Annotated in this window: 25 protein-coding genes and 1 tRNA gene; 7 read left to right on the top strand and 19 right to left on the bottom strand. The window is 65.8% G+C overall.

Features of this window, described 5'->3' with window-relative positions:
* Nucleotides 1–124 precede the first annotated feature (124 nt).
* The 3 genes from EV216_RS02200 (at nucleotide 125) to EV216_RS02190 (ending at nucleotide 2,300) form a co-directional block, all read left to right on the top strand.
* A tRNA-Val gene (locus EV216_RS02200) sits at nucleotides 125–199 on the top strand.
* Nucleotides 200–273: 74 nt separating this feature from the next.
* Nucleotides 274–399 (top strand): type B 50S ribosomal protein L36, encoded by a 126-nt coding sequence (gene ykgO / locus EV216_RS02195; protein WP_132693414.1) that lies wholly within the window; start codon nucleotides 274–276, stop codon nucleotides 397–399.
* A gap of 158 nt (nucleotides 400–557) precedes the next feature.
* Nucleotides 558–2,300, top strand: coding sequence for a PHA/PHB synthase family protein (locus tag EV216_RS02190; protein ID WP_132693413.1), 1,743 nt, complete (start codon nucleotides 558–560; stop codon nucleotides 2,298–2,300).
* A 69-nt stretch (nucleotides 2,301–2,369) separates the two neighbouring features.
* Here the strand turns inward: EV216_RS02190 and EV216_RS02185 are convergent, their stop codons facing one another.
* The 7 genes from EV216_RS02185 to EV216_RS02155 all read right to left on the bottom strand — a co-directional run bounded on the left by EV216_RS02185 (nucleotide 2,370) and on the right by EV216_RS02155 (nucleotide 9,081).
* Nucleotides 2,370–3,593, bottom strand: coding sequence for a phenylacetate--CoA ligase family protein (locus tag EV216_RS02185; RefSeq protein ID WP_132693412.1), 1,224 nt, complete (start codon nucleotides 3,591–3,593; stop codon nucleotides 2,370–2,372).
* Between the two features lie 61 nt (nucleotides 3,594–3,654).
* The gene (locus tag EV216_RS02180; RefSeq protein ID WP_132693411.1) at nucleotides 3,655–4,479 is read right to left on the bottom strand and encodes an ABC transporter ATP-binding protein; all 825 of its coding nucleotides are present in this window, start codon (nucleotides 4,477–4,479) and stop codon (nucleotides 3,655–3,657) included.
* 71 nt (nucleotides 4,480–4,550) lie between these two features.
* Nucleotides 4,551–5,831 carry an ABC transporter substrate-binding protein gene (locus EV216_RS02175; RefSeq protein WP_132693410.1) on the bottom strand — a complete coding sequence of 427 codons (1,281 nt, stop codon included), beginning with the start codon at nucleotides 5,829–5,831 and terminating at the stop codon, nucleotides 4,551–4,553.
* Nucleotides 5,832–5,901: 70 nt separating this feature from the next.
* The gene (locus tag EV216_RS02170; RefSeq protein WP_132693409.1) at nucleotides 5,902–6,978 is read right to left on the bottom strand and encodes a branched-chain amino acid ABC transporter permease; all 1,077 of its coding nucleotides are present in this window, start codon (nucleotides 6,976–6,978) and stop codon (nucleotides 5,902–5,904) included.
* 1 nt (nucleotide 6,979) lies between these two features.
* Nucleotides 6,980–7,225 (bottom strand): hypothetical protein, encoded by a 246-nt coding sequence (locus EV216_RS02165; protein WP_132693408.1) that lies wholly within the window; start codon nucleotides 7,223–7,225, stop codon nucleotides 6,980–6,982.
* Between the two features lie 2 nt (nucleotides 7,226–7,227).
* Nucleotides 7,228–8,223: a branched-chain amino acid ABC transporter permease gene (locus EV216_RS02160; protein WP_132693407.1), complete on the bottom strand. Its 996-nt coding sequence runs from the start codon at nucleotides 8,221–8,223 to the stop codon at nucleotides 7,228–7,230.
* A gap of 39 nt (nucleotides 8,224–8,262) precedes the next feature.
* The gene (locus tag EV216_RS02155) at nucleotides 8,263–9,081 is read right to left on the bottom strand and encodes an ABC transporter ATP-binding protein (protein WP_132693406.1); all 819 of its coding nucleotides are present in this window, start codon (nucleotides 9,079–9,081) and stop codon (nucleotides 8,263–8,265) included.
* A 110-nt stretch (nucleotides 9,082–9,191) separates the two neighbouring features.
* On the opposite strand from EV216_RS02155, the gene EV216_RS18125 reads away from it, so the two are divergent.
* On the top strand, nucleotides 9,192–9,362 hold the full coding sequence (locus EV216_RS18125) for a hypothetical protein (RefSeq protein ID WP_165899114.1): 171 nt from the start codon (nucleotides 9,192–9,194) through the stop codon (nucleotides 9,360–9,362).
* 5 nt (nucleotides 9,363–9,367) lie between these two features.
* Here EV216_RS18125 and EV216_RS02150 read toward each other — a convergent pair whose 3' ends face one another.
* A complete protein-coding gene (locus EV216_RS02150; RefSeq protein WP_243641938.1) occupies nucleotides 9,368–11,530 on the bottom strand; it encodes an AMP-binding protein in 2,163 nt (720 codons plus the stop codon).
* 335 nt (nucleotides 11,531–11,865) lie between these two features.
* Between EV216_RS02150 and EV216_RS02145 the strand changes: the two genes are divergently transcribed.
* Entirely contained in the window at nucleotides 11,866–12,933 is a 1,068-nt protein-coding gene (locus EV216_RS02145; protein ID WP_132693404.1) for a saccharopine dehydrogenase, read from the top strand.
* Between the two features lie 18 nt (nucleotides 12,934–12,951).
* On the opposite strand, the gene EV216_RS02140 is transcribed toward EV216_RS02145, so the two are convergent.
* From EV216_RS02140 to EV216_RS02115, 6 genes are all read right to left on the bottom strand, one after another.
* Entirely contained in the window at nucleotides 12,952–13,275 is a 324-nt protein-coding gene (locus EV216_RS02140; protein ID WP_132693436.1) for a DUF3775 domain-containing protein, read from the bottom strand.
* A 74-nt stretch (nucleotides 13,276–13,349) separates the two neighbouring features.
* Entirely contained in the window at nucleotides 13,350–14,090 is a 741-nt protein-coding gene (locus tag EV216_RS02135) for an SDR family NAD(P)-dependent oxidoreductase (RefSeq protein ID WP_132693403.1), read from the bottom strand.
* Nucleotides 14,087–14,650 (bottom strand): DUF3833 domain-containing protein, encoded by a 564-nt coding sequence (locus EV216_RS02130; protein WP_132693402.1) that lies wholly within the window; start codon nucleotides 14,648–14,650, stop codon nucleotides 14,087–14,089. The genes EV216_RS02135 and EV216_RS02130 overlap by 4 nt, the downstream gene beginning before the upstream one ends.
* Nucleotides 14,647–15,879 (bottom strand): MFS transporter, encoded by a 1,233-nt coding sequence (locus EV216_RS02125; protein ID WP_132693401.1) that lies wholly within the window; start codon nucleotides 15,877–15,879, stop codon nucleotides 14,647–14,649. The genes EV216_RS02130 and EV216_RS02125 overlap by 4 nt, the downstream gene beginning before the upstream one ends.
* On the bottom strand, nucleotides 15,879–16,643 hold the full coding sequence (locus tag EV216_RS02120) for a DUF1365 domain-containing protein (RefSeq protein ID WP_132693400.1): 765 nt from the start codon (nucleotides 16,641–16,643) through the stop codon (nucleotides 15,879–15,881). The genes EV216_RS02125 and EV216_RS02120 overlap by 1 nt, the downstream gene beginning before the upstream one ends.
* Nucleotides 16,640–17,938, bottom strand: coding sequence for an NAD(P)/FAD-dependent oxidoreductase (locus EV216_RS02115; protein WP_132693399.1), 1,299 nt, complete (start codon nucleotides 17,936–17,938; stop codon nucleotides 16,640–16,642). The genes EV216_RS02120 and EV216_RS02115 overlap by 4 nt, the downstream gene beginning before the upstream one ends.
* Nucleotides 17,939–18,092: 154 nt before the next feature.
* Here EV216_RS02115 and EV216_RS02110 point away from each other — a divergent pair, with 154 nt between their 5' ends.
* Together EV216_RS02110 and EV216_RS02105 are read left to right on the top strand one after the other, a co-directional pair.
* Nucleotides 18,093–18,746 carry a sigma-70 family RNA polymerase sigma factor gene (locus EV216_RS02110; RefSeq protein WP_132693398.1) on the top strand — a complete coding sequence of 218 codons (654 nt, stop codon included), beginning with the start codon at nucleotides 18,093–18,095 and terminating at the stop codon, nucleotides 18,744–18,746.
* A gap of 13 nt (nucleotides 18,747–18,759) precedes the next feature.
* Complete coding sequence (locus EV216_RS02105) at nucleotides 18,760–19,416, top strand: ChrR family anti-sigma-E factor (protein ID WP_132693397.1); 657 nt, start codon at nucleotides 18,760–18,762, stop codon at nucleotides 19,414–19,416.
* A gap of 3 nt (nucleotides 19,417–19,419) precedes the next feature.
* Here EV216_RS02105 and EV216_RS02100 read toward each other — a convergent pair whose 3' ends face one another.
* Genes EV216_RS02100 through EV216_RS02080 form a run of 5 tightly spaced genes read right to left on the bottom strand, consistent with a single transcriptional unit; the run spans nucleotide 19,420 to nucleotide 25,413 of the window.
* The gene (locus EV216_RS02100) at nucleotides 19,420–20,589 is read right to left on the bottom strand and encodes a DNA recombination protein RmuC (protein WP_132693396.1); all 1,170 of its coding nucleotides are present in this window, start codon (nucleotides 20,587–20,589) and stop codon (nucleotides 19,420–19,422) included.
* Complete coding sequence (locus EV216_RS02095; RefSeq protein ID WP_132693395.1) at nucleotides 20,589–20,867, bottom strand: hypothetical protein; 279 nt, start codon at nucleotides 20,865–20,867, stop codon at nucleotides 20,589–20,591. Before EV216_RS02095 ends, EV216_RS02100 begins: the two co-directional genes overlap by 1 nt.
* A gap of 8 nt (nucleotides 20,868–20,875) precedes the next feature.
* Nucleotides 20,876–22,708 (bottom strand): DNA mismatch repair endonuclease MutL, encoded by a 1,833-nt coding sequence (mutL, locus tag EV216_RS02090; RefSeq protein WP_132693394.1) that lies wholly within the window; start codon nucleotides 22,706–22,708, stop codon nucleotides 20,876–20,878.
* A gap of 42 nt (nucleotides 22,709–22,750) precedes the next feature.
* Nucleotides 22,751–24,070 carry a M16 family metallopeptidase gene (locus EV216_RS02085; protein WP_243641936.1) on the bottom strand — a complete coding sequence of 440 codons (1,320 nt, stop codon included), beginning with the start codon at nucleotides 24,068–24,070 and terminating at the stop codon, nucleotides 22,751–22,753.
* Nucleotides 24,067–25,413, bottom strand: a complete 1,347-nt coding sequence (locus tag EV216_RS02080; RefSeq protein WP_132693392.1) for a M16 family metallopeptidase — start codon at nucleotides 25,411–25,413, stop codon at nucleotides 24,067–24,069. Before EV216_RS02080 ends, EV216_RS02085 begins: the two co-directional genes overlap by 4 nt.
* Nucleotides 25,414–25,432 lie beyond the last annotated feature (19 nt).

The raw sequence follows: 25,432 nt of genomic DNA, 5'->3' as shown, positions 1-25,432 counted from the left end.
ATAGCGGCGATTCCGCGCGCACCGAAAGCCCTTGAACCGCGCTCCGACTCCTTTTATAGACCTGCGGACCAACGCGAACCCGCCCGCGTCCTGTTTGTCTGGGCGTGCGGGATCGGGACGGAAGGGGCGGTTAGCTCAGCGGTAGAGCACTACGTTGACATCGTAGGGGTCACTGGTTCGATCCCAGTACCGCCCACCATCGAATTCGCTGCCTCCGGGCAGGTAACGCAACCACAAGGCGCACCGACGCGCCGCGACATGAGGAGAGAGCCGATGAAGGTTCGCAACTCGCTCCGCTCGCTGAAAGAGCGTCACCGCGATTGCCGCGTTGTGCGCCGCAAGGGCCGGGTTTATGTGATCAACAAGACCCAGCGCCGCTACAAGGCCCGCCAGGGCTGACCGGCGAGAGACAGCAAGACCACGAAAACCGCCCCGGCCCATGGCCGGGGCGGTTTTCTTCCTGCGTCACATTTACCCCGGTCGCCCCGGCTGCTATCGCAAAACTGTCATGACGGTCTGGGACACCTGACCGGTACAGGCAAAGGCGGAGGCAGGCGATGAAGGCACCGAACGGGCATGGCGAACGTCATCACCCCTATGACACGCTTGACCGGGCAAGCCGGGCGCTGTCGGCGCGGCTTACGGGCGGCACCTCTCCGACGGCGGCCCTGACGGCCTGGGCAGACTGGGCCAGCCATCTCGCGCGGGCGCCGGGGCGGCAGCTGGAACTGGCCGAGCACGGGGTCCGGGCCGCGACGAAACTCGCCGTTCATGCCGCGGGCCTCAGCCCGAACGCTCCGCCGTTCGCGCCCAGACCGGGCGATCGGCGGTTCGAGCACCCGGCCTGGGGACTTGCGCCCTTCAACCTCTGGAAACAGGGCTTTCTGGCCTGGCAGGACTGGTGGGACCACGCCACAGAACCGGCACGGGGCACGACACGTCATAACGCCGAGCGCATGGCTTTCATGGCGCGGCAGACGTTGGACCTGTTTTCGCCCTCGAACGGGGTTCTGACCAATCCCGAGATTCTGCAAAAGACCATCGAAAGCACCGGAACGAACCTGGTGCTTGGCGCGGCGCGCTTTGCCGGGGATGCCGCTGCATTGGTGACGGGCGAGACGCCGCTGCCCGACAGCGGTTACGAGGTCGGCCGGAACCTTGCCTGCACGCCGGGCGAGGTGGTCTATCGCAACGATCTGTTCGAACTGATCCAGTACACGCCCCAGACCGGCAGCGTGCATCCCGAGCCGGTGCTGATCGTGCCCGCCTGGATCATGAAATACTACATCCTCGACCTGTCGCCCGAGAATTCGCTGATCCGCTATCTTGTCGGCCAGGGTTTCACCGTCTTCGCGATGTCATGGGTCAACCCGACCGCGGCGCATCGCAATGTCTCGCTCGACGATTACCGGCGCCTCGGCGTCATGGCCGCGATCGAGGCGGTCGGCCGGATCGTGCCGCAGACCCGCCTGCATGCCTGCGGCTATTGCCTGGGCGGGACGATCCTGGCCATCGCCGCCGCGACCATGGCGCGCGAGGCGGATGACCGGCTGGCCTCGATCACGCTGCTGGCGGCGCAGACCGATTTCACCGAACCCGGCGAGATCATGCTGTTCCTCGACGAAAGCCAGGTCGCCTATCTCGAGGACATGATGTGGGACCAGGGCTATCTGGACCAGGGCCAGATGGCGGGAGCCTTCCGCGCGCTAAGGTCCGAGGAACTGATCTGGTCGCATGCGGTGCGCCGCTACCTTCTGGGCGAGGACGAGCCGCAATTCGATATCTCGGTCTGGAACGCCGACGCGACGCGGATGCCCGCGCGGATGCATTCGGACTATCTGCGTGCCCTGTTCATGGAAAACCGCCTGACCGCGGGGCGGTTCGCGGTCGAGGGCCGGGTGATCGCGCTCAAGGACATCGCTGCGCCGATGTTCGTCCTGGGCACAGAGAAGGACCATATCGCGCCCTGGCATTCGGTCTACAAGGCCACGCTGTTCACCGAGAACGAATTGACCTTCGCGCTGACCGGCGGCGGGCATAATGGCGGCATCCTGTCCGAACCCGGCCACAAGGGACGACATTACCGGATCGGACACCGCACCCGGGACAAGAGCTATATGGACCCCGACAACTGGTTCAAGAACCATGCCTTGCAGGAAGGGTCGTGGTGGCCGGAATGGGTGGCCTGGCTGGCCGCCAGGAGCACGGCCGAACAGGTGCCGCCCCCCGCAATGGGCGCACCCGATGCGGGTCTGCCGCTGCTGGGTCCCGCGCCCGGAAGCTATGTGTTCCAGACATAGCCGGGGGTTTCACCCCCGGACCCCCGAAGATATTTCGGGCCAGAAGAAGGACAGGGCGCGGCGGCGGGATCACCCGTAGCTGCGCCGGTCGTCGATCACCTTGCCATCATTCGGCAGGCTGCCCGGGCCGACGAGTTCCACCTTGCCCCTGAGCTTGAGCACCGCCATGACGCTGGCCTCGTAGGGGGCGGGGTCGGTCGCCGGGGTTTCGATCTGCACGGTCATCGTGTCCATCTCGCCCTCGCGCCCGGCGATCACGCGCGCGCGCGCGATTTCGGGGTGGCGGGCCACAAGGTCGGCAACCTGTTCGGGGCGGACGAACATGCCCTTGATCTTGGTGGTCTGGTCCGCGCGCCCCATCCAGCCCTTGATGCGCATGTTGGTGCGCCCGCAGGGCGAGACGCCCGGCAGGACGGCCGACAGATCGCCGGTGGCGAAGCGGATCAGCGGGTAATCGGGGTTCAGCGAGGTCACGACGACCTCGCCCACCTCGCCATCGGGAACCGGATCGCCGGTGCCGGGGCGGACGATTTCCACGATCACGCCCTCGTCGACGATCATGCCCTCCATTGCGGGGCTTTCATAGGCGACATTGCCCAGATCGGCGGTGGCGTAGCATTGCAGGCAGGCGATGCCGCGATCCGAGTATTCCTGGCGCAGCGACGGGAACAGCGCGCCGCCCGACACCGCCGCGCGGCGGATGCGCGAGAGGTCCAGCCCCAACTCGTCGGCCTTGTCGAGGATCACCTTGAGGTAATCGGGCGTCCCGGCATAGGCGGTCACGCCGACGTCATGGGCGGCGCGGGCCTGAAGTTCGGTCTGGCCGGTGCCGGCGGGCAGCACGGCCGCCCCGACCGCCCGGGCGCCGTTCTCGAACATCATGCCCGCGGGCGTCAGGTGATAGCCGAAGCAGTTCTGCACGATGTCGCCCTCGCCGATCCCGCAGGCATGCAGGAACCGGCCCAGCCGCCACCAGTTGGTCGAGACGCAGCCGGGTTCGTAGATCGGTCCCGGCGACTGGAACACATGGTCAAAGCCCGACGCCGGCCAGACGGTATAGCCGCCGAAGGGCGGATGTGCGGATTGTGCACCGCTGAGCGCCGACTTGCGCAGGACCGGCAGCCGGGCCAGCGCCGCCCGGTCGCGGATCGCATCCGGGTCGACCTCGGCCAAGGCCGCGGCATAGCCCGGCAGGGCCTTCGCCGCGGCGATCTGCGCGGGCAGGCACTCGGCGAGAGAGGCGGCGCGCGCATCGGCGGAACGGGTTTCGAGATCGTCGAAATGGGCGGTCATGGCAGGTCCTTCGGGTCGCTGGAGACGGTCGGCGCGAGGCGGCGTCGGACCGGGGACGAAGTCAACTCAGCCACCGCTTGCGTCGCCGGTAAGAGCGCACGTCGCGGAAGCTCTTGCGGCCGGTGTCGGACATGCCGAGGTAGAATTCCTTGACGTCCGGGTTCTCGCGCAGGTCGGCCGCGGGGCCGTCCATCACGATGCGCCCCGATTCCAGGATATAGCCGTAATGGGCATAGCGGAGCGCGACATTGGTGTTCTGCTCGGCCAGGAGGAAGGTCACGCCCTCGTTCTCGTTCACCGATTTCACGATCTCGAAGATCTGTTCCACGAGTTGCGGCGCAAGCCCCATAGAGGGCTCGTCCAGCAGGACCGTTTCGGGGCGGGACATCAGCGCGCGGCCGATGGCGGTCATCTGCTGTTCGCCGCCCGAGGTATAGCCCGCCTGGGATTTCCGCCGCTCCTTGAGCCGCGGGAAGTAGGTGTAGACCATTTCCAGATCGGCGGCGATGGCGGCCTTGCCGTCGGTACGGGTATAGGCGCCGGTCATCAGGTTTTCCTCGACCGTCAGGTGCTCGAAGCAATGGCGCCCTTCCATCACCTGGATCACGCCCTTCTTGACCAGATCGGAGGGGCTGAGGTCCTGCACCCGCTCGCCGCGATAGTGGATGGTGCCCTTGGTCACCTCGCCCCGTTCCGAGCGCAGAAGGTTCGAGATGGCCTTGAGCGTGGTGGTCTTGCCCGCCCCGTTGCCCCCGAGCAGCGCGGTGATCCCGCCCTTGGGCACAGTGAGCGACACGCCCTTCAGGACGAGGATCACATGGTTGTAGATCACCTCGATATTGTTGACTTCGAGAAGCGTCTCTTGCGTGCGGCCTGCGTCGAGCATCCCCGGGCGGTCCTTGTCATTTGCCGATGGCCCGGCGCAGGCGGCATGGCCCGCGCCGGGAAGGTGTCACGTCACTCGCAGCGCAGCGACAGGTTGTTCTCGCTGGCATAGGCCATCGAGTCCTGTTCGACGAGCGGGGCGATCACGTCCTGATCGGGCGCGATGTAGTCGGTCAGCGCGATCCATCTGCCCTCGGCGGCGTTCCATTGCTGCACGATGCCCATGCCCGAGCCGCCATGAGCTTCGCAGGAAACGCTGAATTCCGGGCCGATTCCGGGGGCGCCCAGCGCCTCCATCATCTCGCTGGTCATTTCCAGCGCCTCCATCCCGTCGCGCATCATCGCGGCGGTGATGTTGGCGGTGCCGTGGATCTCCTGCGCCTTCTTCGCCGCCTCGACCGCCAGCATCGCGGCATACATGCCGCGGGTGTAGAGCACCTTGCCCACGTTCGAGCCGTCGCCCGCAGCCAGACCCTTGCCATGGACATGGGTGCGGATGTCCTCGAACACGGGGAAATCGGCGATCCGGTTCATGTTCAGCGACTTGTAGCCGTTGGCTGCCATGCCTGCCGGGGTCACGTCATGTTCGGCGCCCGCCCACCAGTTGCCGATGAAGTTCTCCATCGGGAAGCGGATATTGGCGGCTTCCTGCACGGCGACCTGGTTCATCACGCCCCAGCCCCACATCAGAACGACATCGGGCCGTTCGCGGCGGATCTGCAGCCATTGCGACTTCTGCTCCTGTCCGGGGCTGTCCACCGGAAGCAGCGACAGGCTGTAGCCATGCTTGGCGGCCAGCGCCTCGAGCGTCGGGATCGGCTCCTTGCCATAGGCGGAGTTGTGGTAGAGAAGCGCGATCTTCTTGCCCTCGAGGCTGCCGCCATTCTCGTCCAGCAGGTAGTTGATCGCCACAGAGGCGGCGTCCCAATAGTTCGCAGGGTAGTTGAACACCCATTCGAACACCCTGCCATTCGTCGCCGAGGTCCGGCCATAGCCCATCGTGTGCAGCGGGATCTTGTCGGCCGAGACCTTCGGGATCAGCTGGTAGGTAATGCCGGTCGAGAGCGGCTGGTAGATCAGGGCGCCTTCGCCCTTGGTCGCCTCGTAGCACTCCACGCCCTTTTCGGTGTTGTAGGCGGTTTCGCACTCGATCACGCGCGCCTTGACGCCCCCGATCCCGCCGTCACGCTCGTTCACCAGGGTGAAATAGTCCTGGTAGCCGTCCGAGAACGGGATGCCGCCCGCCGCGAAAGGCCCGGTGCGGTAGCTGAGATCGGGGAACACGAGATCGGCCAGAGCCGGGCTCGCGGCCAGCAGCGCGCCGATGGCGGCGGATGCCAGTTTCAGTTTCATGTCGTCTCCTCCCATTGGTTCAGTCCGTTGCCGGGTTGCCCCGGTCCTCGCGCGTTTCCCCGCCCCCGCGCTAATGCGGGAACGGCCATAGCCTGAGTTTTTCCTTGGCGATCCGCCAGAGCTGGGCGATCCCGTGCGGCTCGGCAATCAGGAACACGATGATCAGCGCCCCCACGATCATCAGCTCGATATGGGCCGCCAGATCCGTGGGCCAGCCCAGCGTGCCGACCAGCACGTTCTTCAGCAGGACCGGCAACAGCACCAGGAACGCCGCACCCGCGAAGCTGCCAAAGATCGAGCCCAGCCCGCCGATGATGATCATGAACAGGATCAGGAACGATTTCTGGATGCCGAACGCTTCGCCGACCTCGACCGCGCCCAGATAGACCGCGAAGAACAGCGCCCCCGCGATGCCGATATAGAAGGACGACACCGCAAAGGCGGTCAGCTTGGCCTTGAGCGGGTTCACCCCGATGATCTCGGCGGCGATGTCCATGTCGCGGATCGCCATCCAGGACCGACCGATCGAACCGCGCGTCAGGTTGCGGGCCACCCAGGCCAGCACCGCAACGAACAGCAGGCAGACCAGGTATTTCGCCCAGGCTTCGGTATGGGGACCGGTGACCGCGATGCCGAAGACGGTGCGTTCTGGAGCCGAGATCTGGCCCGAGGCCGAATAGTTGTAGAACCACGGCACCTTGTTGAAGAGCCAGATAAGAAAGAACTGCGCCGCCAGCGTCGCCACCGCGAGGTAAAACCCCTTGATCCTGAGCGAGGGCAGACCGAACAGCACCCCCACCGCGGCCGTGATCCCGCCCGCCGCGATGATGTGGAGCACGATGTTAACGTCCGGAAAGGCGGTCATCAGCTTGTAGCAGGCATAGGCCCCCACCGCCATGAATCCGCCGGTGCCCAAGCTGACCTGCCCGCAATAGCCGGTCAGGATGTTCAGCCCGATCGCCGCGATGGCATAGATCAGAAATGGCACCAGCAGCGCGTTGGCCCAGTAGCTGTCGATGAAGAAGGGCACGATCGCCAGCGCGACCAAGAGCACGGCATAGTACCGGAAGCGGTCGAACTTGATCGGAAAGGTCTGACTGTCGTCCCGGTAGGACGTCTTGAAGTCGCCGGCCTCGCGATAGAACATGTCAGACGATCTCCCTCGTGAACCGGCCGCGGCGCGGTGCGTGCAGCACCACGCGGCGCACGCCCTCGCGGCGCAAACCTACGATGCGCACCCAGCACAGCATCCCCGTCAGGAAGCCGCCAAAGGCGAGCAGCGCATAGGTTGCGGGCATCCAGGCCGCGTCGTTCAGCGACCCCACGGCCAGGAACGAAAAGACGTAGAAGAACCCCCACCCGATGACGCAGGCAATGGCAAAGAACTTCTGCATGGTCAGACCCTTTCGATGATCTTCTCGCCGAACAGGCCCTGCGGCCTGAACACGAGGAAGACGAGGGCAAGGACATAGGCGAACCAGTTCTCGGTCGCACCGCCGATCATCGAGCCGATGGTGAACTCGAACAGCTTCTCACCGACCCCGATGATCAGCCCGCCGACGATGGCGCCCGGGATCGAGGTGAAGCCGCCCAACATCAGCACCGGCAGCGCCTTGAGCGCGATCAGCGACAGCGAGAACTGCACGCCGGATTTCGCGCCCCACATGATGCCCGCGACCAGCGCGACAATGCCCGCGATGGACCACACCAGCACCCAGATGAACCGCAGCGAGATGCCGACCGACAGCGCCGCCTGGTGATCGTCGGCCACCGCGCGCAGCGCCCGGCCCTGCTTGGAGTATTGCGAGAACAGCGTCAGCGAGATCACCAGCACCGCCGCCACCAGCGCGGCCACGATGTCCAGTTTGTCGATGAAGAAGCCGTAGAAGCCATCGCCCCCCAGCACCGCGGATCGGTCCTCGATCCATTCGCTGGCCCCCTGCGGCAGGCCCACATCCAGCGTCTTGACGTCGGCGCCCCACATCACGTCGCCCAGCCCCTCAAGGAAATAGGCCAGACCGATGGTTGCCATGAACAGGATGATCGGTTCCTGGTTGACCAGATGCTTGAGAATGAACCTCTCGATCGCGATGGCCAGCAGGATCATCACGCCAATCGTCAGGGCGATCGCCAGGAAGGTCGGCATCGTCCAGCCGAAGTAATGCACCTTCGTGCCGAACGCCGCGTTGATCAGATGCGCAAAGGGTATCTGCCCCTTCTGCAGGCCCACCAGCGTCAGCGCCGCGAACAGCGCCAGCACCCCCTGGGCATAGTTGAAGATGCCCGAGGCCTTGAAGATCAGCACGAAGCCCAGCGCCACCAGCGCATAAAGCACGCCGGCCATCAGGCCGTTGATCATCACCTCGACGGCAAAAAGAAACTGATCCGGCATCAGCGGGTCTCCTTTCGGCAGGGCGCGAGGGTCATGCGCTCAGTCATGGGACACCCCCAGATATGCGTCGATCACTTCCTTGTTGTTGCGGACCTCGGCGGGCGGGCCATCCCCGATCTTCTTGCCGTAATCCATGACCACGACCCGGTCGGACAGGTCCATCACCACGCCCATGTCATGCTCGATCAGGACGATGGTGGTGCCGAATTCGTCGTTCACGTCCAGGATGAAGCGGGACATGTCCTCCTTCTCCTCGACATTCATGCCCGCCATCGGCTCGTCCAGCAGCAGAAGCCGCGGCTCGGCCGCCAGCGCGCGCCCAAGTTCCACCCGCTTCTGCAAGCCATAGGGCAGGCGGCCCACCGGCGTCTTGCGGATGTGCTGGATTTCAAGGAAGTCGATGATCTTCTCGACCGCCGCGCGATGCTCGGTCTCCTCGCGCTCGGCCTTGCCCATCCACAGCGCCTGGCTGAACAGGCCCGACTTCATCCGCGTGATGCGGCCGGTCATGATGTTGTCCAGCGTCGACATGCCCGCGAACAGCGCGATGTTCTGGAACGTCCGCGCGATGCCCTGTTGCGCCACCTGATAGGGGCGCATCTTCGGACGTGGCTTGCCCTCGAACCAGACCTCGCCCTCGGTGGGCGTGTAGAAGCCCGAGATGACGTTCAGCATCGAGGACTTGCCCGCCCCGTTCGGGCCGATGATCGCGCGGATCTCGCCCTCGCGGATGTCGAAGCTGATATCCTTGATCGCCACCACGCCGCCGAAGCGCAGCGTGATGTTCTTCAGTTCCATCACCACGCCGCCGATGGTGCGGCCGTCCTCGGTGACGTAGGGCTCGACGGTATCCCTCATGCCGACAGTTCCCCCCAAGGTGCGGAAGTAAGTTTGCCGCACAGGTCCGCGCCTTCCTCATAGCCTCCCTCCAGCGGCGTCGCACGACGCACTCTCAAGAGGCTCCGAAGATGACAAACCAAGCAGATCTCTTCGTCGAGGGCTGGGCAAGGGCTCTCCTTAAACAGGGGCGCCAGCCCAACGAAATCTTTGAAGCGCTTGGAAAAGACCCCTATGTCGTTGCGGAGATTGGAGATTTGGAAGAACTTAAGCTTCGGCTGATCGCCGTATGGCATTCCTAAGCCAATCATGCCGCCACCTGCCCTTCGGGCTTCGGCGTCACCACCTCGGCATCACGGATTTCCAGCGTAGCCCGGATCTTGCCCTTGCGGCCGTCCTCGTAGGTGACTTCGGTCTCGGTATAGACGCTGTCCGACCCGTCATAGAGCGCGGTCACCAGATCGTCGAACTTCTCGGCGATGATGTTGCGGCGCACCTTGCGGGTGCGGGTCAGTTCGCCATCGTCGGCATCCAGTTCCTTGTGCAGGATCAAGAAGCGGTGGATCTGGCAGCCCGACAGCATCGGATCCGCCGCAACCGAGCGGTTCACCTCCTCGACATGGGCCTGGATCGTGTCCAGCACGCGCGGATGCCCGGCAAGTTCCTGATAGCTGGCATAGGCGATGTTGTTGCGCTCTGCCCAGTTGCCGACCGCGGTCAGGTCGATGTTGATGAAGGCGGTGCAGCGGTCGCGGCCCGCGCCGAACACGACCGCCTCAAGGATGTCGGGATAGAATTTCAGCTTGTTTTCCACGTATTTCGGCGCGAACAGTCGGCCATCGGCCATCTTGCCCACATCCTTGGCCCGGTCGATGATCCGCAGATGCCCGGTGCCTTCCTCGAAGAAACCCGCATCCCCCGTCGCCACCCAGCCCTCGGGATCCTTGGTCGAGGCGGTCGACTCGGCATTCTTGTAATATTCGACAAAGGTCCCGGGGCTTCGATAGAACACCTCGCCATTCTCGGCGATCCTGACCTCGACACCGGGCGAGGGCACGCCCACCGTATCCGACCGCACCTGCCCGTCGGGCTGCTGCGTGATGAAGACCGACGCTTCGGTCTGGCCGTAGAGCTGCTTGAGGTTGATCCCCAGCGAGCGGTAGAAATCGAAGATCTCGGGGCCGATCGCCTCGCCGGCCGTATAGGCGACGCGGATGCGCGACAGCCCCAGCGTGTTCTTGAGCGGCCCGTAGATCAGCACGTCGCCCGTGCGGTAGTTGAAATAATCGCGCAGCGGCTGCGGATAGAGGTTCAGAAGCGGCCCCCGCGCCTTGAAGTATTTCCGCGCCTCGATGGGGTGGCGCAGCCGCACGAAGAAACCGCGCACAGCGTTCTCGATGATGGTCTCGACGGCGAAGCCGATCCCCATCGCGTAGCGATAGGCCCAGCGCACCCGGCGGCGCAGCGTCGGTTTCGACTGCTTGTTGCGATAGCGCGGCATCCCGTAGGTCTCGCCGGTGGTCTTGGCGAACTCCATGAAATGCTTGAACATCGCATGTTTCAGATCGCCCGCATCCTCCATCCGGATCATGACATTGGTCAGCATCGTCTCGAAGATGCGCGGCGGCGCGAAGAAATAGGTCGGCCCGATCTCGCGCAGGTCGGTCATCATCGTCTCGGGGCTTTCGGGGCAGTTCACGCAGAAGCCCGCGACCATCGCCTGCCCGATGGAGAAGATGAAATCGCCCACCCAGGCCATCGGCAGATAGGCCAGCACTTCCTCGTCCTGGCCCAGATGGTCGAAGGCCACCGACGCCTTGGCGGTTTCGATGATGTTGCGGTTCGACAGCACCACGCCCTTGGGCTTGCCGGTCGTGCCCGAGGTATAGAGCATCACGCAGGTCGAATCCCAGGTGAGTTCCGCGATCCGCGCCTCAAGCTCGGGTTCCAGACGGACGCGGGCCGCGCGGCCCTCGGCCTCGATATCGGCCAGCCAGTTCAGTTGCGTGTGGTCGTATTTGCGCATGCCCCGCTTGTCGTTGTAAAGGACATGCTCGATGTGGTGGATGCGGTCCTGGACCTCGATGACCTTGTCGACCTGTTCCTGGTCGCCGCAGACCACGAACCGCGCGCCGCAATGGTCCAGCACATAGGCCATCTCCTCGGCCACGGCGTCCTGGTACAGCGGCACCGGGATCGCGCCGCACATCTGCGCGGCCACCATCGACCAGTAATGCGCCGGGCGGTTGCGGCCGATGATCGCCACATACTCGCCCCGCTCGATCCCGAGCGCGAGCAGGCCCAACGCGATGGCCCGAATTTCCTCATTCGCCTCTGCCCAGGTCCAGCATTGCCAGATGCCGAATTCCTTTTCGCGATAGGCGGGCTTGTCGCCATAAAGCTGCACGTTCCGCGCGAGCAGCGCAGGAACAGAACAGAGCTCGTCCGCAGACGTGCCATGTGGTGCCAAGAATGTCTCCTCCCCTTCACCCGGAAATCGGGCTGACCGCGCTTGCATCGCGGATCCCCCATCCCCCCGGGCGTGGCCGGTATTCCGACCCTTGAGGCGGCCTGAACCGCCCGAATTTCCTCGCTTGACCCCGGCTCACCTGGCCGCACCAGCCCTCTCCGCACCGGGGTCGTGGGAACATTTGCCCAAGGTCGGATTCCGGTCAAGCAAAAGGTTAGGAAATTGCGCAGGATGCACGCCGCCGCGACAGATTGCGCAAGCCTGCCGTAACAGCACGCCCCCTTGGCCCGGCCCGCGCCATGGCCTAGACCGGCGGCGAACCGAACGGGGGACCGATGACGCATCTTTGGGTCAGGGCCGAACAGCGGCCGAACGAGGAACGGGTGGGGCTGATGCCCGAGGGCGCGCGCGCGCTGGTCGAGGTCGGCATCCGCGTCAGCATCGAGCAATGCCCGGTCCGCGCCATCCCCATCGAGGACTACGCGGCGGCGGGCTGCGAGATCGTCGCCGCCCATTCCTGGCCTGACGCGCCGGACGATGCCATCATCTTCGGCCTCAAGGAATTGCCCGAGGACGGCACGCCCCTGCCCCACCGCCACATCATGTTCGGCCATGCCTTCAAGGGCCAGACGGCGGGCCGCGTGCTGCTGGACCGCTTCGCGGCGGGGGGCGGCACGCTTTACGACCTGGAATACCTGGTGGACGAAACCGGGCGGCGGGTGGCGGCCTTCGGCTACTGGGCGGGCTATGCGGGTGCGGCGGTCAGCTTGATCTGCTGGGCCGCGCAACAGCGGAGCGGAATCGCCGGGCCCGTGGGGAGGCACGCCAGTTCCGCAGACCTGCGCGCGGCACTTGACGGGACGCTGGCGGGCCTTGGCCGCCCGCGCGCCATCGTGATCGGCGCGCTGGGCCGGGTCGGCACCGGCGCCAGCGACCTGTGCCGCGCGATGGGGGTCGAGGTCACGTCCTGGGACATTGCTGAAACCGCCCATGGCGGCCCCTTCCCCGAGATCCTCGACCACGAGATCTTTCTCAACTGCATCCTTGCGATGCCCGGCACGCCGGTCTTCGTGCCCGACGACGCGCCACAGGCCCCACGCCGCCTGTCCGTGATCGGCGACATCGCCTGCGATCCAGGCTCGGATTTCTCGCCGATCAAGGTCTATGACCGCGCGACCGACTGGCAGGAACCCGCGATCCGGGTCCATGACGCGCCGCCGCTCGATGTGACCGCCATCGACAATCTGCCCTCGCTGCTGCCGGTCGAATCCTCGCAGGACTATGCCGCGCAGCTTCTGCCCTCGCTGCTGGCCCTGCACGATCTTGACGGCGGCTCCTGGGGCCGGGCCAGAGCCGAGTTCGACCGGCATATCGGCGGCAGACCTCGCGATGATGGCCCCTGACGATCCCCTCGAAACCGCTCAGCGGTCGAAGAACTCCTCTTCGAGATCGGTCGGATTGATGCCCAGCGCGTCCAGTCCGGCCTCGAGGTAATCGGCAAACAGCGGCATGTTGACCAGGTAATCCTCGGTGGGCGTGGTCGCCTCTGCCTTGGCGGTCTCGACCGCCTCGGCCAGATCCTCGGGATCGAAGGTCTCGCGCCCGATCCAGGTCAGCGCGACCAGGCTGGCCTTTTCGTCCTCGTTCATCGCCCCGATGAAGGCGCGCAATTCGGCCTCGGCCATGCGTTTTTCGCGGGCGTAGAAGATAACCTGCACCACCTTGCGCGGGCTTATCTCAAGCAGGTCGTTGATCACGGGCTGTCTCCTCCGAACTTGCCGCCAGTTTCGCCCGCCCCCGCCCGATGCACAAGCCTTGCTCAGCGTCTGGGCGCGAAAATCCGGTAATAAAGCCCCTCGGGCAGGAATTGCGACAGCCGGAACAGCCAGGAAAACAGTGTGGGAAAGCTGCGCGAGAACCTGTCGGTCATCATGTGTTCGACCATGATCCGCGCCGCCGGATCCGGGTCCATGATGAAGGGCATCGCGAAATCGTTCTTGTCGGTCAGGCGCGTGCGGATGAAGCCCGGATTGACCAGTTGCACCTTGATGCCGCTGCCGCGCAGATCGGCATACATGCTTTCGGCCAGCGACATCAGCCCCGCCTTGGACGCGCAATAGCCGATGGCGCCGGGCAGGCCGCGAAAGCCGGACAGGCTGCCGGTCAGCACGATATGGCCGCGCCCGCGCGCGACGAAATGCGGCACGACCTGCCCCAGCACCCGCGCCGCACCGGTGAAATTGATGTCGCACATCGCCTCGACCTCGTCGGCGTTCCAGTCCTGCGCAGGCTGCGGCCAGTAGACACCGGCCAGAAACACCATGCCGTCGATATCGCCGACCTGCGCAAAGGCATCGCGCACGGACTGGCTGTCGGAAACATCCATCGTCACCACTTCGGCGCGGGCGGGCAGCGATGCGGCCAGCGCGTCCAGCCGCCCCGCAGTCCGGGCGCTGAGGACCAGTTCCACCCCCAGCGCGCTCAGTTGTTCGGCAAGCGCACGGCCCAGCCCCTCGCTTGCGCCGACGATCCAGTAGCGTCTGCCCGCCCACTCGCTCATGCGGCACCTTTGGGACGCATGGTCGCGACCAGTTCGCCAACGGGAATGCCGAACTTGCGGAACTGACTGCGGTTCATGATCGTGCCGTTCTCCATCAGATACATCCAGTCGATCACGTCCAGCACATGCCCGCCCGCATCCTCGGGCAGGCGGATACGATAGCGCAGATGCACCGCCGATCCCCTTTGCCAGCCCTCGCCATCGCCGACCACATCGGGCGCTTGCGCGCGGATATGCCCGTCATCGCCCAGCGTGAACGCCCAGCGCCGACTTTGCGTCGCGCCGCTGTCATAGCGGAATTCCTCGGTCATGGTGCCGGCATTGCCCTCCCACCGCGCCTCGAAATCGGCCACGAAACGCGAGGCGACGCGGCCCGTCGGCCCGTAGATCACGCCCTCGCACAGGATGGGGCCGTTGATATGGCGGCGGATGTCGAATTCGGGGGTCTTGGCTGCATAATCCCCGGCCTTCTGGGCGGGAAAGGCCAGCATCCGCCCGCGCAGGATCGCCAGCGCCAGAACGGCCAGCGCGCCAAGAACGAAGGCCAGGAAAAAACTCATCGGTCCGTCTCCCGGGTCAGGGGCGTCGCGGCCAGAAGCGCGATCGCCAGAAGTTTCAGGGCGCAGGGCACAAGGGCGTAAAGCACGCTCAGCATCACCAGCGCGCCCGGCGGGTTGTCGGCCCCGGCGGCAAAGCCCGCACGCTGCAACAGCGGCAAGAGCGTCACCGCCGCAAAGGCCAGGGTGAATTTCGAGACGAAGGTCCAGAGCCCGAAGGCCCGGCCCGCATTCGGCGCCACATGGGCCATGCGCCCGGCAAAGATCGCGGGCAAAAGCGTCATGTCCGCGCCCAGCGCCGCGCCCGAGGCGATGCAGATAAGCGCAAAGGGCAGGATGTCGCCCGCGCCCAGAAAGGCGGCATAGGCGAAGGCAAGGATCGACAGCACCATGCCCCCGATCAGCGTGCGCTTCTCGCCCCAGATGCGCGCGGCCCGGCCCCAGAGGGGGGCAGAGGCCGCCGCCGACAGGAAGAACAGCAGCAGAAGCGGCCCCTCCCATCCCGGGGCGGCCAACCGGCTTTCGACGAAGAACAGGAACAGCGTCGAGGTCACGGCAACAGGTGTGGCATTGACCAGTGCCACGATCAGCAAGCGCCGCGCGATGGGATCGGACAGCACCTCGCGGAAACCGCCCTCCTGCACCGCGGCGGGCAGGCGCCATTCGCGGCGCATCGCGAGCGCGGCAACCAGTGCGAGCCCGGCAAAGCCCGCCGCAAAGGCCGCAAAGGGCGCACCGGTCCCGATCAGCAGGGTCGGCGCCACCGCCGCCGCGCTGACCCCCAGCAGCGCGCCGGTTTCGCGCCAGGCGGCGATGCGGACATGCCCGCCCTCCCCCAGTTGCCCGGCCCGCGACACGCCCTGCGCGTAGAAGGTGATGGTCAGAAAGCTGAACGCGGTGAACAGCCCGGTCAGCGTCAGACCGAACCACAGCAGCGGCGCGACGGGCGGCGTCACCGCGAACAGCGCCCACATCGAGCCCGCCAGCAGCGCCACGGCGCCCGCGACCGCCAGGCCCCGGGCCCGTCGCAGCCGTTCCGACAGCCAGCCCAGCGCCGGATCCTGCACCACATCGAACAGCCGCAGCCCGAACAGCACCGCGCCCAGCGCCGCAAGGCTGACGCCATATTCATCGACATAGAACTTGGGCGCGTGGATGTAGATCGGCAGCCCCGCCGAGGCCAGAAGCGCGGCAAACACCGCATAGCCCGAAAGCGGCGCGGCCTTGGCCATCAACTGACCTCTTTGGCCGGGGGCTCGGGGCGGGTGCGGTAGCGCGCGCCCTTCAGCTTCAGCCGCAGCGCGTGCCAGTAGATCAGGCTCAGAACCCGGATCGAGCCAAAGGGCCGCCGGATCAGGCCCGTCAGGATATGCCGGTTTCTCAGCGGTCGGCGCGGCCCCGTCAGCGTGGCGTAAAGTCCTTCCTCGCCATTCGCGGAATAGTCGATCCAGATCCCGACCTTGTCGGGCCGGATGTCGAAGCGAAAGCGATAGCCCCCCTCGATCGGCAGGAAGGGCGAGACATGGAACAGCTTGACCGCCGTCAGGATGTCCGACGGCTCGATCGGGCGCTGGTCGGCATGGCGGCACAGGTAGGAATGGCGGTCTCGCCAGGGATTGTTCACCTCGGCGATCACCGCGCGCAGCGTCTCGTCCTTGCCGTAGCACAGCCAGAAACTGACCGGGTTGAACTCGGCCCCCAGAACGCGCGGCAGGGTCAGAAGCTCGATCCGCCCCTTGGCCGAGAACAGGTCATGCGCCTTGAGCACCTCGCGCACCCATTCCGCGCCGCGCCCCTGCCCCCAGGGCCCGCCATGGTCACGGTCCCAGACCGACATGATGTTGCGGCGGTTCAGCGAGAACAGGCGCGGACGCTTCGGCGCAGGGGCCTCGGCATCGTAAAGGACGTAATCGACCGAATGGCGCAGCTTGTGATCCACCTTGCCGCGCCGCTGGTGAAAGGTCGTGCCGCGGACATGTTCGACAATTGGGGTCATGCCGCCACCGTCTCGCGTTCGCGCCGCTTCATCGCCTCGACGACGGCATGCGCGCTGGCCAGCCCGTCCTCGTGGAAGCCGTTGCGCATCCAGGCGCCGCAGAACCAGGTGCGGTTCGTCCCGTTGGTCTCGCGGATCCGGCCCTGCGCCGCAAGCGCGGCCAGATCATAGACCGGATGGCGGAAGGTGACCTGATCGTGGATCAGTTCCTGGCGGATCGTCCGGCGGGTGTTCAGCGTCACGAAAAGCGGATCGCTTTCGGGGATCGGCTGCAACGAGTTCATCCAGTAGGTCAGGTCGATCCGGTCGGCGCGCTGGCCGCGCTCCTCGGTATAGACCCAGCTGGCCCAGGCCCCGCGCCGCCTTGGCATCAGGCCGGTATCGGAATGCAGCACCGCATCGTTGGGCTGGTAACGCACCGCACCAAGGGTCGCGCGTTCCTCGGGGCTGGGATCGGCCAGCATCGCCAGCGTGTCGTCGGAATGGGTGGCGAAAACGACTTCGTCGAAGGCCGCCCATTCGGCCCCCCTGGCGCGGATCTCGACCCCGCCCTCGACGCGGCGCACCGCTTCGACCGGGGCGCCGGTGCGAATCTCGACGCCCTGGCCCGCCAGCGCGGCTTCCAGCCTGCGGACATATTCGATGGACCCGCCGCGCACCGTGTACCACTGGTGCTGGCCCTTGTGGCTGAGCAGCGCGTGGTTCTCGAAGAAGCGGATCATCGCATGCGCCGGGAAATCGAGGATGCCCTGCACCGGCGTCGACCAGATCGCGCCCGAAAGCGGCAGCAGGTAGCGGTCGCGGAACCATTCGCCGGTGCCCAGCGCTGTCAGGAACTCACCGATGGTCGCGTCGGGATGGGCGCGCGCAACCTTGAGCGCGTTGGCGTTGAACTTCATCACGTCGCGCAGCATGTTCAGGAATTGCGGGTTCAGCGCGTTCGAAGGCTGGGCAAAGACGGCCTTGAGGTTCTTGAGCCCGTATTCGAACGCCCCGCCATCGAGCGAGGCGCCAAAGCTCATGTCGGATTTCGCCACCGGCACCTGAAGCTCGTCGAACAGCCGCGCCATCATCGGGTAATTTACATAATTGAACACGATGAAGCCGGTATCGACCGGCTGATCGCCCCGTTTGCCCGCCAGCACCGTGCGCGCATGCCCGCCCAGCCGCGGCTCGGCCTCGAACAGGGTGATGCGGTGATCCGCAGCCAGCAAATGCGCCGCGCCAAGACCCGAGATCCCGGCACCGATCACGGCAATGCGGCGGGGTGCGCCCGCTGCGGTTTCGAAAGGCATATGTCCTGCTCCTGCTCTGTTCGTTGGTTGGATATGGCCCCGGGTGCCCTGCTGTCCAGCGTCCCACGCCCCGCTCGGGCAGGAGCAACACGCATTCCGACGCTTTTTTCGGCAATCCGGTGATCCGGTCGGACCCCAACGCCGTATTCACTCTATGTTGAACGGCGCTTGTGCCTTCGAGGAATCGGATGCAGCCCTTGCAATCAGGGCCTATCCTGCCGACCGAAATGGGGCGGTCCGATCTGTCGAGGCGAGGGTCTTGAACGAAAGACATACGTCAGATGCGCGCTGGGTGCGGCTGGTTGAGCGGGTTCGGTCCGACAAGGACCAGGCAGCTTTCGGAGAGTTGTTTGCCCATTTCGCCCCACGCGTGAAGGCGTTCCTGATGAAATCGGGGGCGGATTCGTCCCTCGCGGAGGAATGTGCGCAGGAGGTGATGGCGACGGTCTGGCACAAGGCGCAACTCTTCGACCCGGAACGGGCGAGCGTGGCGACCTGGGTCTTTACCATCGCCCGGAACCGGCGGATCGACGCGCTGAGAAAACAGCGCCGCCCGGAGCCCGAGGATCTGACCTGGGGACCCGAGCACGAGCCCGATCAGTCCGAAACCATCGCCCTGCAACAGGAGAGCAAACAACTGGGCCGGGCGCTTGCCGCCCTGCCCCAGAACCAGAGAGTGCTTATCGAAAGAGCCTATTTCGGGGAACTTTCGCACAGCGAGATCGCCGCCGAGACGGGACTTCCGCTTGGCACGATCAAGTCGAGGATACGTCTGGCGCTTGAGCGTTTGCGCCAGGAGATGAAATGAGAAGACGGTACCCATGACCAGCACGATCAACCACCACCTGACCGATGACTTGCTGATGTCCTATGCCACGGGCAGCCTGCCCGAGGCGTTCAGTCTGGTCGTGGCGACGCATATTTCCCTGTGCGACGAATGCCGCGCGCGGCTTGCCGGTTTCGAGGCTGTCGGGGGCGCGGTGCTGGACGAGGCGCCCGCTTGTGCGATGGAGGAGGACAGCTTTGCCGCGACGATGCGATTGATCGCGCAGATGCCGACCGAAACCCGGATCGAGGCCGAGGACGAGAGCGTCAAGGGCCTGTTCCCCAAGCCCCTGCGCGACTATGTGGGCGGCGATGTCGACGCGGTGCAGTGGCGCTCGCTGGGCGGAAAGGTGCGTCAGGCGGTGCTGCCGACCTCGGCCGACGCTACGGTTCGGCTGCTTTACATCCCTGCCGGTGTGGCCATGCCCGATCACGGCCACGCAGGGATGGAATTGACGATGGTGCTGCAAGGCGCCTTCGACGATGACGATGGGCATTTCGGCCGGGGCGATGTCGAGGTGGCGAACGAGGAGCTCAAGCACACCCCCGTCGCGGCCCCCGGCGCCGATTGCATCTGCATCGTGGCGACCGACGCTCCGCTGAAGTTCTCGGGCCTGCTGCCGCGCATAGCCCAGCCCTTCATCGGGATCTGAGGCTCACTCGGCGGGCTTGCCCAGCGCGACGACACGGGGCGCCTCGTCCTCGAGATCCTCGAAGTCGAAATTGTCCAGCCGGGCGGCGCGCTTGCCCGCCCGCTCGGCTGCGGTTCCGATGCTTTCCAGATCGGCCCGCGCCTGTCCGAAATGGGTGTTCAGTTTGTCCACCCGTTCGACAACCAGTTCCACATCCCGGTGCAACTGCTTCAGTGTCTTGCGGATCGCGCCGGCCTGTTCGCGCATCCGCGCGTCTTTCAGGATCGCGCGCATCGTGTTCAGCGTCGCCATGCAGGTGGTGGGCGAAACGATCCAGACCCGCGCCTCGAACCCGTCGCGGACAAGTTCCGGGAAATTGGCGTGCAGTTCCGCATAGACCGCCTCGGAGGGCAGGAACATCAGCGCGCCATCGGCGGTTTCGCCCTCGAGGATGTATTTCTCGGAAATCGCCCGTATATGCGCCCGGACCGAGGTGCGCAGCTGTTTCGCCGCCTCGTTCAACTCCCACTGCGTTCCCGCCCGGCGCAGCGCCTCATAGGCTTCCAGCGGGAATTTCGAATCGATCACGATGGGGCCGGGCGGGTTGGGCAGGTGGATCAGGCAATCCGCCCGCTTGCCGTTCGACAGCGTGACCTGCATCCCGTAACTGTCCTTGGGCAGCGCCTTGCCGACGATGTCGTGCAACTGGATCTCGCCAAATGCACCGCGGGTCTGCTTGTTCGACAGGATGTCCTGCAGGGACAGGACATCGCCCGACAGCTTCTCGATATTCGCCTGCGCCCTGTCGATGGTCACCAGCCGCTGCTGCAATTCCCCAAGGCTTAGCGCCGTTCGGCGAGAGGCGCCTTCGAGGTTCAGGTTCATCTGCTCGGTGACATGGGCCAGCCGCGCCTCCATCAGCCGCAGCATGTTGGCCTGGCTCGCCGCCTGCGCCTCGGAGACATGGGTCAAGCCACCCGCCAGCCGGTGCTGGCCTTCGCCCAGCGCCTCGACCCGGCGGGTCAACTGGTCCATCTGGTAGATCAGCGGTTCGGCCAGCGCCGCCGACTGCCCGGCCCGGCGCACGGCAAGGATCAGAAGCGTGACGACAAGGATCACCAGCGCGGCGACGATCCCCGCCCCGATCACCCGCGGGTCGTTCCAGGCATACGTATTGTCTAAAACCGTGATCATCAGGATCGTTCGAGATAGGCGAACCCAATCACACCGGGTCCAGTAAGCTTTTCTCCTTCAGGTGAAATAGTGTTCATGCGGGCTTCTATGGCTTGGCCTTTGAACTTCTGAGCGCCGTAGTTCAGTTCGATTTCTACGGCACCACCGGCGTCGACTGCGTCCGCGGTCAACCGCTTTGCATCACTTGGAGAGAGTGAGATCATGACATGGCATGATCCGTCGGGGTAAGTATGAAGCTCTGCTCTTTTTCCCGCGTGTTCGCCCCGTGTCCGTTTCATTGGCTCTCCTATCTTCTTCCAAATAACTTTTCGATATCCGACAGCTTGAGTTCCACGTAAGTCGGCCGCCCATGGTTGCATTGGCCAGAATGCGGCGTCGCCTCCATCTCACGCAGCAGCGCGTTCATCTCGTCCACCCGCATCCGCCGGCCCGAACGGATCGAGCCATGGCAGGCGACGCGGCTGAGGATCGCCTCGATCCGGGCTTGCAGGGTCTGGCTGTCGCCGAGATCGGCCAGTTCGTCGAGGATATCGCGGATCAGGGCGGTGGCGTCCACCTTGCCCAGCAGGGCCGGGGTTTCACGCACCGCCACGGCGCCGGGGCCGAAGGGTTCGACGCCGAGGCCGAGACGGGCCAGCGCGTCGGCGTGGTCCAGCAGGCGGGCGGCGTCGGCTTCGGACAGCTCGACGATTTCGGGGATCAGGAGCGCCTGTGCGGCGACGCCGTTCTCGGCCATCTGGCGTTTGAGCTTTTCGTAGACCAGCCGTTCATGCGCGGCATGCTGATCGACGATGACAAACCCGGTTTCGGTCTGGGCGATGATGTAATTCTCGTGAAGCTGTGCCCGCGCAGCACCCAGCGGCAGGACCTCGGCCTCCGGCGCGGGCTCGGTCGCCTCGAACCGGGCCGAGGGTTCGCATAGCCCGGGCGAGAGCGGCGCGGGCGCCTGCGCGGCATAGGCGGCGGCGATTGCGCGGGGGCCGGGGCGGTCCATCTGATAGGCCCGCGGCGCTGCCGTTTCGGGCCGCAGCGCGCCCAGCGTCGCCCCCGCAACCGTGCTGGAGGCCCGGTGCCCGGCCTCGGCCAACGCATGGCGCAGGGCGGACACGATCAGCCCGCGCACCAGACCCGGCTCGCGAAAGCGGACCTCCGCCTTGGCGGGGTGGACGTTCACATCGACGAAGGTCGGATCGCATTCTACGAACAGCGCGGCCGCCGGGTGGCGGTCGCGCGACAGGAAATCGGCATAGGCGGCCCGCAAGGCCCCGATCAGCAGCTTGTCCCGCACCGGGCGGCCATTCACGAACAGGTATTGCGCCACGGCCGCCCCACGCGAATAGGTCGGCAGCGCGGCATAGCCCAGAAGCGACACGCCCTCGCGTTCCGCGTCGATGCGCAGCGCGTTCTCGGCGAAATCGGCCCCCAGCACCCGCGCCAGCCGCCCGCGCATCGCGTCGAACAGATCGCCCGTCTCGGCATCGGCGCGAAAGATCACGCGCCCTTCGCCCCCGTCGGAAACGTCGCGCAGCACGAAGGCCACAAAGGGCTCTGCCATGGCCAATCGCCGGATCACATCGGCAATCGCCTGCCCCTCGGCGCGGTCGGAACGCAGGAATTTCAGCCGGGCGGGAGTGGCGAAGAACAGGTCGCGCAACTCGACCACCGTTCCGCGGGTCAGCGCCGCGGGCGTGACCGGCCCCATGCGCCCGCCCGCAACCTCGATCCGCGCGGCCGCCTCGCCCGGCGCGCGGCTGGTGATGCTCAACCGCCCGACCGCCCCCAGCGAGGGCAGCGCCTCGCCACGAAAGCCGAAGCTTGCGATGTTCAAAAGGTCCGTTCCGTCGATCTTGGAGGTCGCATGCCGGGCCAGCGCCAGCGGCAGATCGCCTGCGCGGATGCCGTGGCCGTCATCGGTGACGCGGATCAGGCCCTTGCCGCCATGGGCAACCGCCACCTCGATCCGCCGCGCGCCCGCGTCCAGCGCATTCTCGACCAGTTCCTTGACCGCGGAGGCGGGGCGCTCGACCACCTCGCCCGCCGCGATACGGTTGATCGCGGCCTCGTCAAGCTGGCGAATCCGGGGAAGATCGGCGCTTATATTGGGGTTGGGCGAGTTCATGCCACAAGGGTTAGCACGCCCACCCCGATTCTGCCACCGCGATCAGTTGGTCGTCTCAAGCCCCTCGGGCTGGCCCACCACGACGAAATGCAGCCGGTCGGGTTGCAGCAACTCGCCCGCCACGCGCCGCACATCCTCCAGCGTCACGGCCATGATCCTGTCGTTGCGGGTGTTGACGTAATCGGGCTCCAGCCCTTCCATCTGCATGCCGACAAGGATGCGCGCGATGGGCGCGTTGCCGTCGAAACGCAGCGGATAGGCGCCGGTCAGATAGGTCTTGACGTCCTCAAGCTCCTGCTCGGTGACGCCCTCTGCCGCCATCCGCACCCATTCGTCGCGGATCACCGTGATCGCCTGAGCGATGCGGTCATTCGCCGACGCTACCTGCCCCAGCAGAAGCGCGGCGTAATCCATCGGGTAAAGATAGGAATAGACGCCATAAGTCAGCCCGCGCTTGCCGCGAACCTCTTTCATCAGGCGCGATTCGAAGCCGCCTGCGCCCAGAACCTCGTTCATCACATAGGCCGCAAAGAAATCGGGATGGTCGCGGTCCATCCCCTCATGGCCGAAAACGGCCACCGATTGCGGCGTGTCGAAGGAAACGACGGTCACGCCACCCCCAAGCCCGTATTCGGCCCGCCCGGGCAGCGGCGCGCCGGTCTCGGGCAACCCGTCGAACAGCACATCCAGCAGGGCGCCCAGTTCCTCGGCGGTGATGTCACCGGCGGCGGCGACATAGATGCGGTCGCGGGCGATGGTGCGGGCATGGGCCTCGATCAGATCGTCGCGGCTCAGGGCCGAGACGCTGTCCTCGGTACCATCCGGCGCGCTGCCATAGGGGTGATCGCCAAAGGCCAACCGGTCGAAGGTGCGCGCCGCGATCCTGCCCGGATCGGTCGCATCCGACCGGATCGAGGCCAGAACCTGCCCGCGCACCCGCTCGACCGCATCGGCATCGAATCGCGGTTCGTGCAGCGCCTGCCGCAGCAAGGCTACTGCCTGATCGCGGTTCTCGGTCAGCATCCGGGCCGAGACCGACAGCGAATCGCTGCTTGACCCGAAGCGGAACGAGGCCGCCAGCGCATCGCGCGCCCGCACGAAGGCGCGCGCATCCATCTCGCCCGCGCCCTCCTCAAGCAGCGCGGTCATCAGGTTGACCGCCCCGCGCTTGCCCGGCGCATCCAGACTGGTGCCGCCGCGGAACCGGATTTCCAGAGCGACAAAGGGGATATCGTGGCTTTCGACCAGCCAGGCACCGATCCCCCCGGGCGAAGTGACCTCGCGGATCTCGATGGCCGCGCGGGCGGGCAGCGCCAGCCACAGCACCAGCCCGGCAAGGGCGATGAGGCGGAACATGCTCATTGGCTTACCTCGCTGCGGCTTTCGGCCGGGCGTTCCAGCCAGCCGGTCACCGCGTTGGCGCGGTCCAGAACGGCGTGAGCGGCGGCCATCACATCCTCAGGCGTCACCGCCTGAAGGATCGCGGGCCAGTCCTGCACATCCTGCACCGTCAGCCCCGAGGCCAGCGCCGCCCCATAGCGCCGCGCGCGGCCCTGCACGCTGTCCAGCGCATAGATCTCGGCCGCCCGCATGCGCATCTTGAGCGTTTCGAACAGGGTGGGATCGATGCCTTCCTCCAGGAACTCGGCCAGCGCGGCATCCAGCGCCGCCTCGGCCTCGGCCAGCGTCACGCCCGGCGCGGGCACCACGACCAGCCCGAAGGTCGTCGCGTCCAGCGACAGCCCGTCATAAAAGGCAGAGCTGTGGATCGCGGTCTGCGCGTCGAATTGCAGCTTGTCGCCCAGAACCGAATTCGCCCCCTCGCCGCCCAGTATCTCGGCCAGATAGGTCAGCGCCGCGGCGGTTTCCTGCGCACCGGGGTCACGTTCAGGTGCCAGATAGGTGCGCAGGACATAGGGCTGGCCCACGCGCGGATCGGCGAATGTCAGGCGCCGTTCGGCCCGTTGCGGCGGTTCCTGCGGGCGGATGCGTTCGGGCAGGGCCTGAGAGGGGGCAAGCGTGCCGTAATGTTCTTCGGCCAGCGCGCGCACCGCGTCGGCCGTCACATCGCCCGCCACGACAAGGATCGCGTTGTTCGGCGCGTAGTAGGTTTCGTAGAAGTCCAGCGCATCGGCCTTGCTCAGCCCCTCTATCTCGTGGCGCCAGCCGATGATGGGGATGCCATAGGGGTGGTTCTGGTATTGCGCGGCGCGGCGCTGTTCGGAAAACAGTGCGCCGGGGTCGTTCTCGGTGCGCTGGTTGCGTTCTTCAAGAACCACGTCGCGCTCGGTCAGCACATCCTCTGCGGCAAGGCGCAGATTGGCCATCCGGTCCGCCTCGATCTGCATCATCAGGCCCAGCCGGTCGGCCGCGACGCGCTGGAAATAGGCGGTGTAATCCCACGAGGTAAAGGCGTTGTCGGACCCGCCATTGGCCTGCACGATGGCCGAGAATTCGCCGGGGGCCAGCGTCTCGGTGCCCTTGAACATCAGATGTTCCAGAAAATGCGCGATGCCGGACTTGCCGGGCGGCTCGTCCGCGGCCCCCACGCGATACCAGACCATCTGCACGACCACCGGGGCGCGATGATCCTCGATCACCACGACCTCAAGGCCGTTCTCAAGGGTAAAGGCCGCCACATTCTCGGCCCGGGTGGGCAGGGCCATCAGCAGAAAGGCAAGAAACGCCAGTCGGATCGCGTGCATCGTCTCCCGTCCTTGCGCG

It is taken from the genome of Rhodovulum steppense, from assembly GCF_004339675.1.
GTDB classification, from domain to species: Bacteria; Pseudomonadota; Alphaproteobacteria; order Rhodobacterales; family Rhodobacteraceae; genus Rhodovulum; species Rhodovulum steppense.
The sequence above is the reverse complement of the archived record's forward strand: the minus strand, read 5'-3'. Positions and strand labels throughout refer to the sequence as shown.

Excerpts from the sequence above, each read along its gene's own strand:
- ykgO (WP_132693414.1), top strand. The coding sequence starts at position 274 with ATGAAGGTTCGCAACTCGCTCCGCTCGCTGAAAGAGCGTCACCGCGAT.
- EV216_RS02190 (WP_132693413.1), top strand. The coding sequence starts at position 558 with ATGAAGGCACCGAACGGGCATGGCGAACGTCATCACCCCTATGACACG.
- EV216_RS02185 (WP_132693412.1), bottom strand. The coding sequence starts at position 3,593 with ATGACCGCCCATTTCGACGATCTCGAAACCCGTTCCGCCGATGCGCGC.
- EV216_RS02180 (WP_132693411.1), bottom strand. The coding sequence starts at position 4,479 with ATGCTCGACGCAGGCCGCACGCAAGAGACGCTTCTCGAAGTCAACAAT.
- EV216_RS02175 (WP_132693410.1), bottom strand. The coding sequence starts at position 5,831 with ATGAAACTGAAACTGGCATCCGCCGCCATCGGCGCGCTGCTGGCCGCG.
- EV216_RS02170 (WP_132693409.1), bottom strand. The coding sequence starts at position 6,978 with ATGTTCTATCGCGAGGCCGGCGACTTCAAGACGTCCTACCGGGACGAC.
- EV216_RS02165 (WP_132693408.1), bottom strand. The coding sequence starts at position 7,225 with ATGCAGAAGTTCTTTGCCATTGCCTGCGTCATCGGGTGGGGGTTCTTC.
- EV216_RS02160 (WP_132693407.1), bottom strand. The coding sequence starts at position 8,223 with ATGCCGGATCAGTTTCTTTTTGCCGTCGAGGTGATGATCAACGGCCTG.
- EV216_RS02155 (WP_132693406.1), bottom strand. The coding sequence starts at position 9,081 with ATGAGGGATACCGTCGAGCCCTACGTCACCGAGGACGGCCGCACCATC.
- EV216_RS18125 (WP_165899114.1), top strand. The coding sequence starts at position 9,192 with ATGACAAACCAAGCAGATCTCTTCGTCGAGGGCTGGGCAAGGGCTCTC.
- EV216_RS02145 (WP_132693404.1), top strand. The coding sequence starts at position 11,866 with ATGACGCATCTTTGGGTCAGGGCCGAACAGCGGCCGAACGAGGAACGG.
- EV216_RS02135 (WP_132693403.1), bottom strand. The coding sequence starts at position 14,090 with ATGAGCGAGTGGGCGGGCAGACGCTACTGGATCGTCGGCGCAAGCGAG.
- EV216_RS02130 (WP_132693402.1), bottom strand. The coding sequence starts at position 14,650 with ATGAGTTTTTTCCTGGCCTTCGTTCTTGGCGCGCTGGCCGTTCTGGCG.
- EV216_RS02125 (WP_132693401.1), bottom strand. The coding sequence starts at position 15,879 with ATGGCCAAGGCCGCGCCGCTTTCGGGCTATGCGGTGTTTGCCGCGCTT.
- EV216_RS02120 (WP_132693400.1), bottom strand. The coding sequence starts at position 16,643 with ATGACCCCAATTGTCGAACATGTCCGCGGCACGACCTTTCACCAGCGG.
- EV216_RS02115 (WP_132693399.1), bottom strand. The coding sequence starts at position 17,938 with ATGCCTTTCGAAACCGCAGCGGGCGCACCCCGCCGCATTGCCGTGATC.
- EV216_RS02110 (WP_132693398.1), top strand. The coding sequence starts at position 18,093 with ATGTTGAACGGCGCTTGTGCCTTCGAGGAATCGGATGCAGCCCTTGCA.
- EV216_RS02105 (WP_132693397.1), top strand. The coding sequence starts at position 18,760 with ATGACCAGCACGATCAACCACCACCTGACCGATGACTTGCTGATGTCC.
- EV216_RS02100 (WP_132693396.1), bottom strand. The coding sequence starts at position 20,589 with ATGATCACGGTTTTAGACAATACGTATGCCTGGAACGACCCGCGGGTG.
- EV216_RS02095 (WP_132693395.1), bottom strand. The coding sequence starts at position 20,867 with ATGAAACGGACACGGGGCGAACACGCGGGAAAAAGAGCAGAGCTTCAT.
- mutL (WP_132693394.1), bottom strand. The coding sequence starts at position 22,708 with ATGAACTCGCCCAACCCCAATATAAGCGCCGATCTTCCCCGGATTCGC.
- EV216_RS02085 (WP_243641936.1), bottom strand. The coding sequence starts at position 24,070 with ATGAGCATGTTCCGCCTCATCGCCCTTGCCGGGCTGGTGCTGTGGCTG.
- EV216_RS02080 (WP_132693392.1), bottom strand. The coding sequence starts at position 25,413 with ATGCACGCGATCCGACTGGCGTTTCTTGCCTTTCTGCTGATGGCCCTG.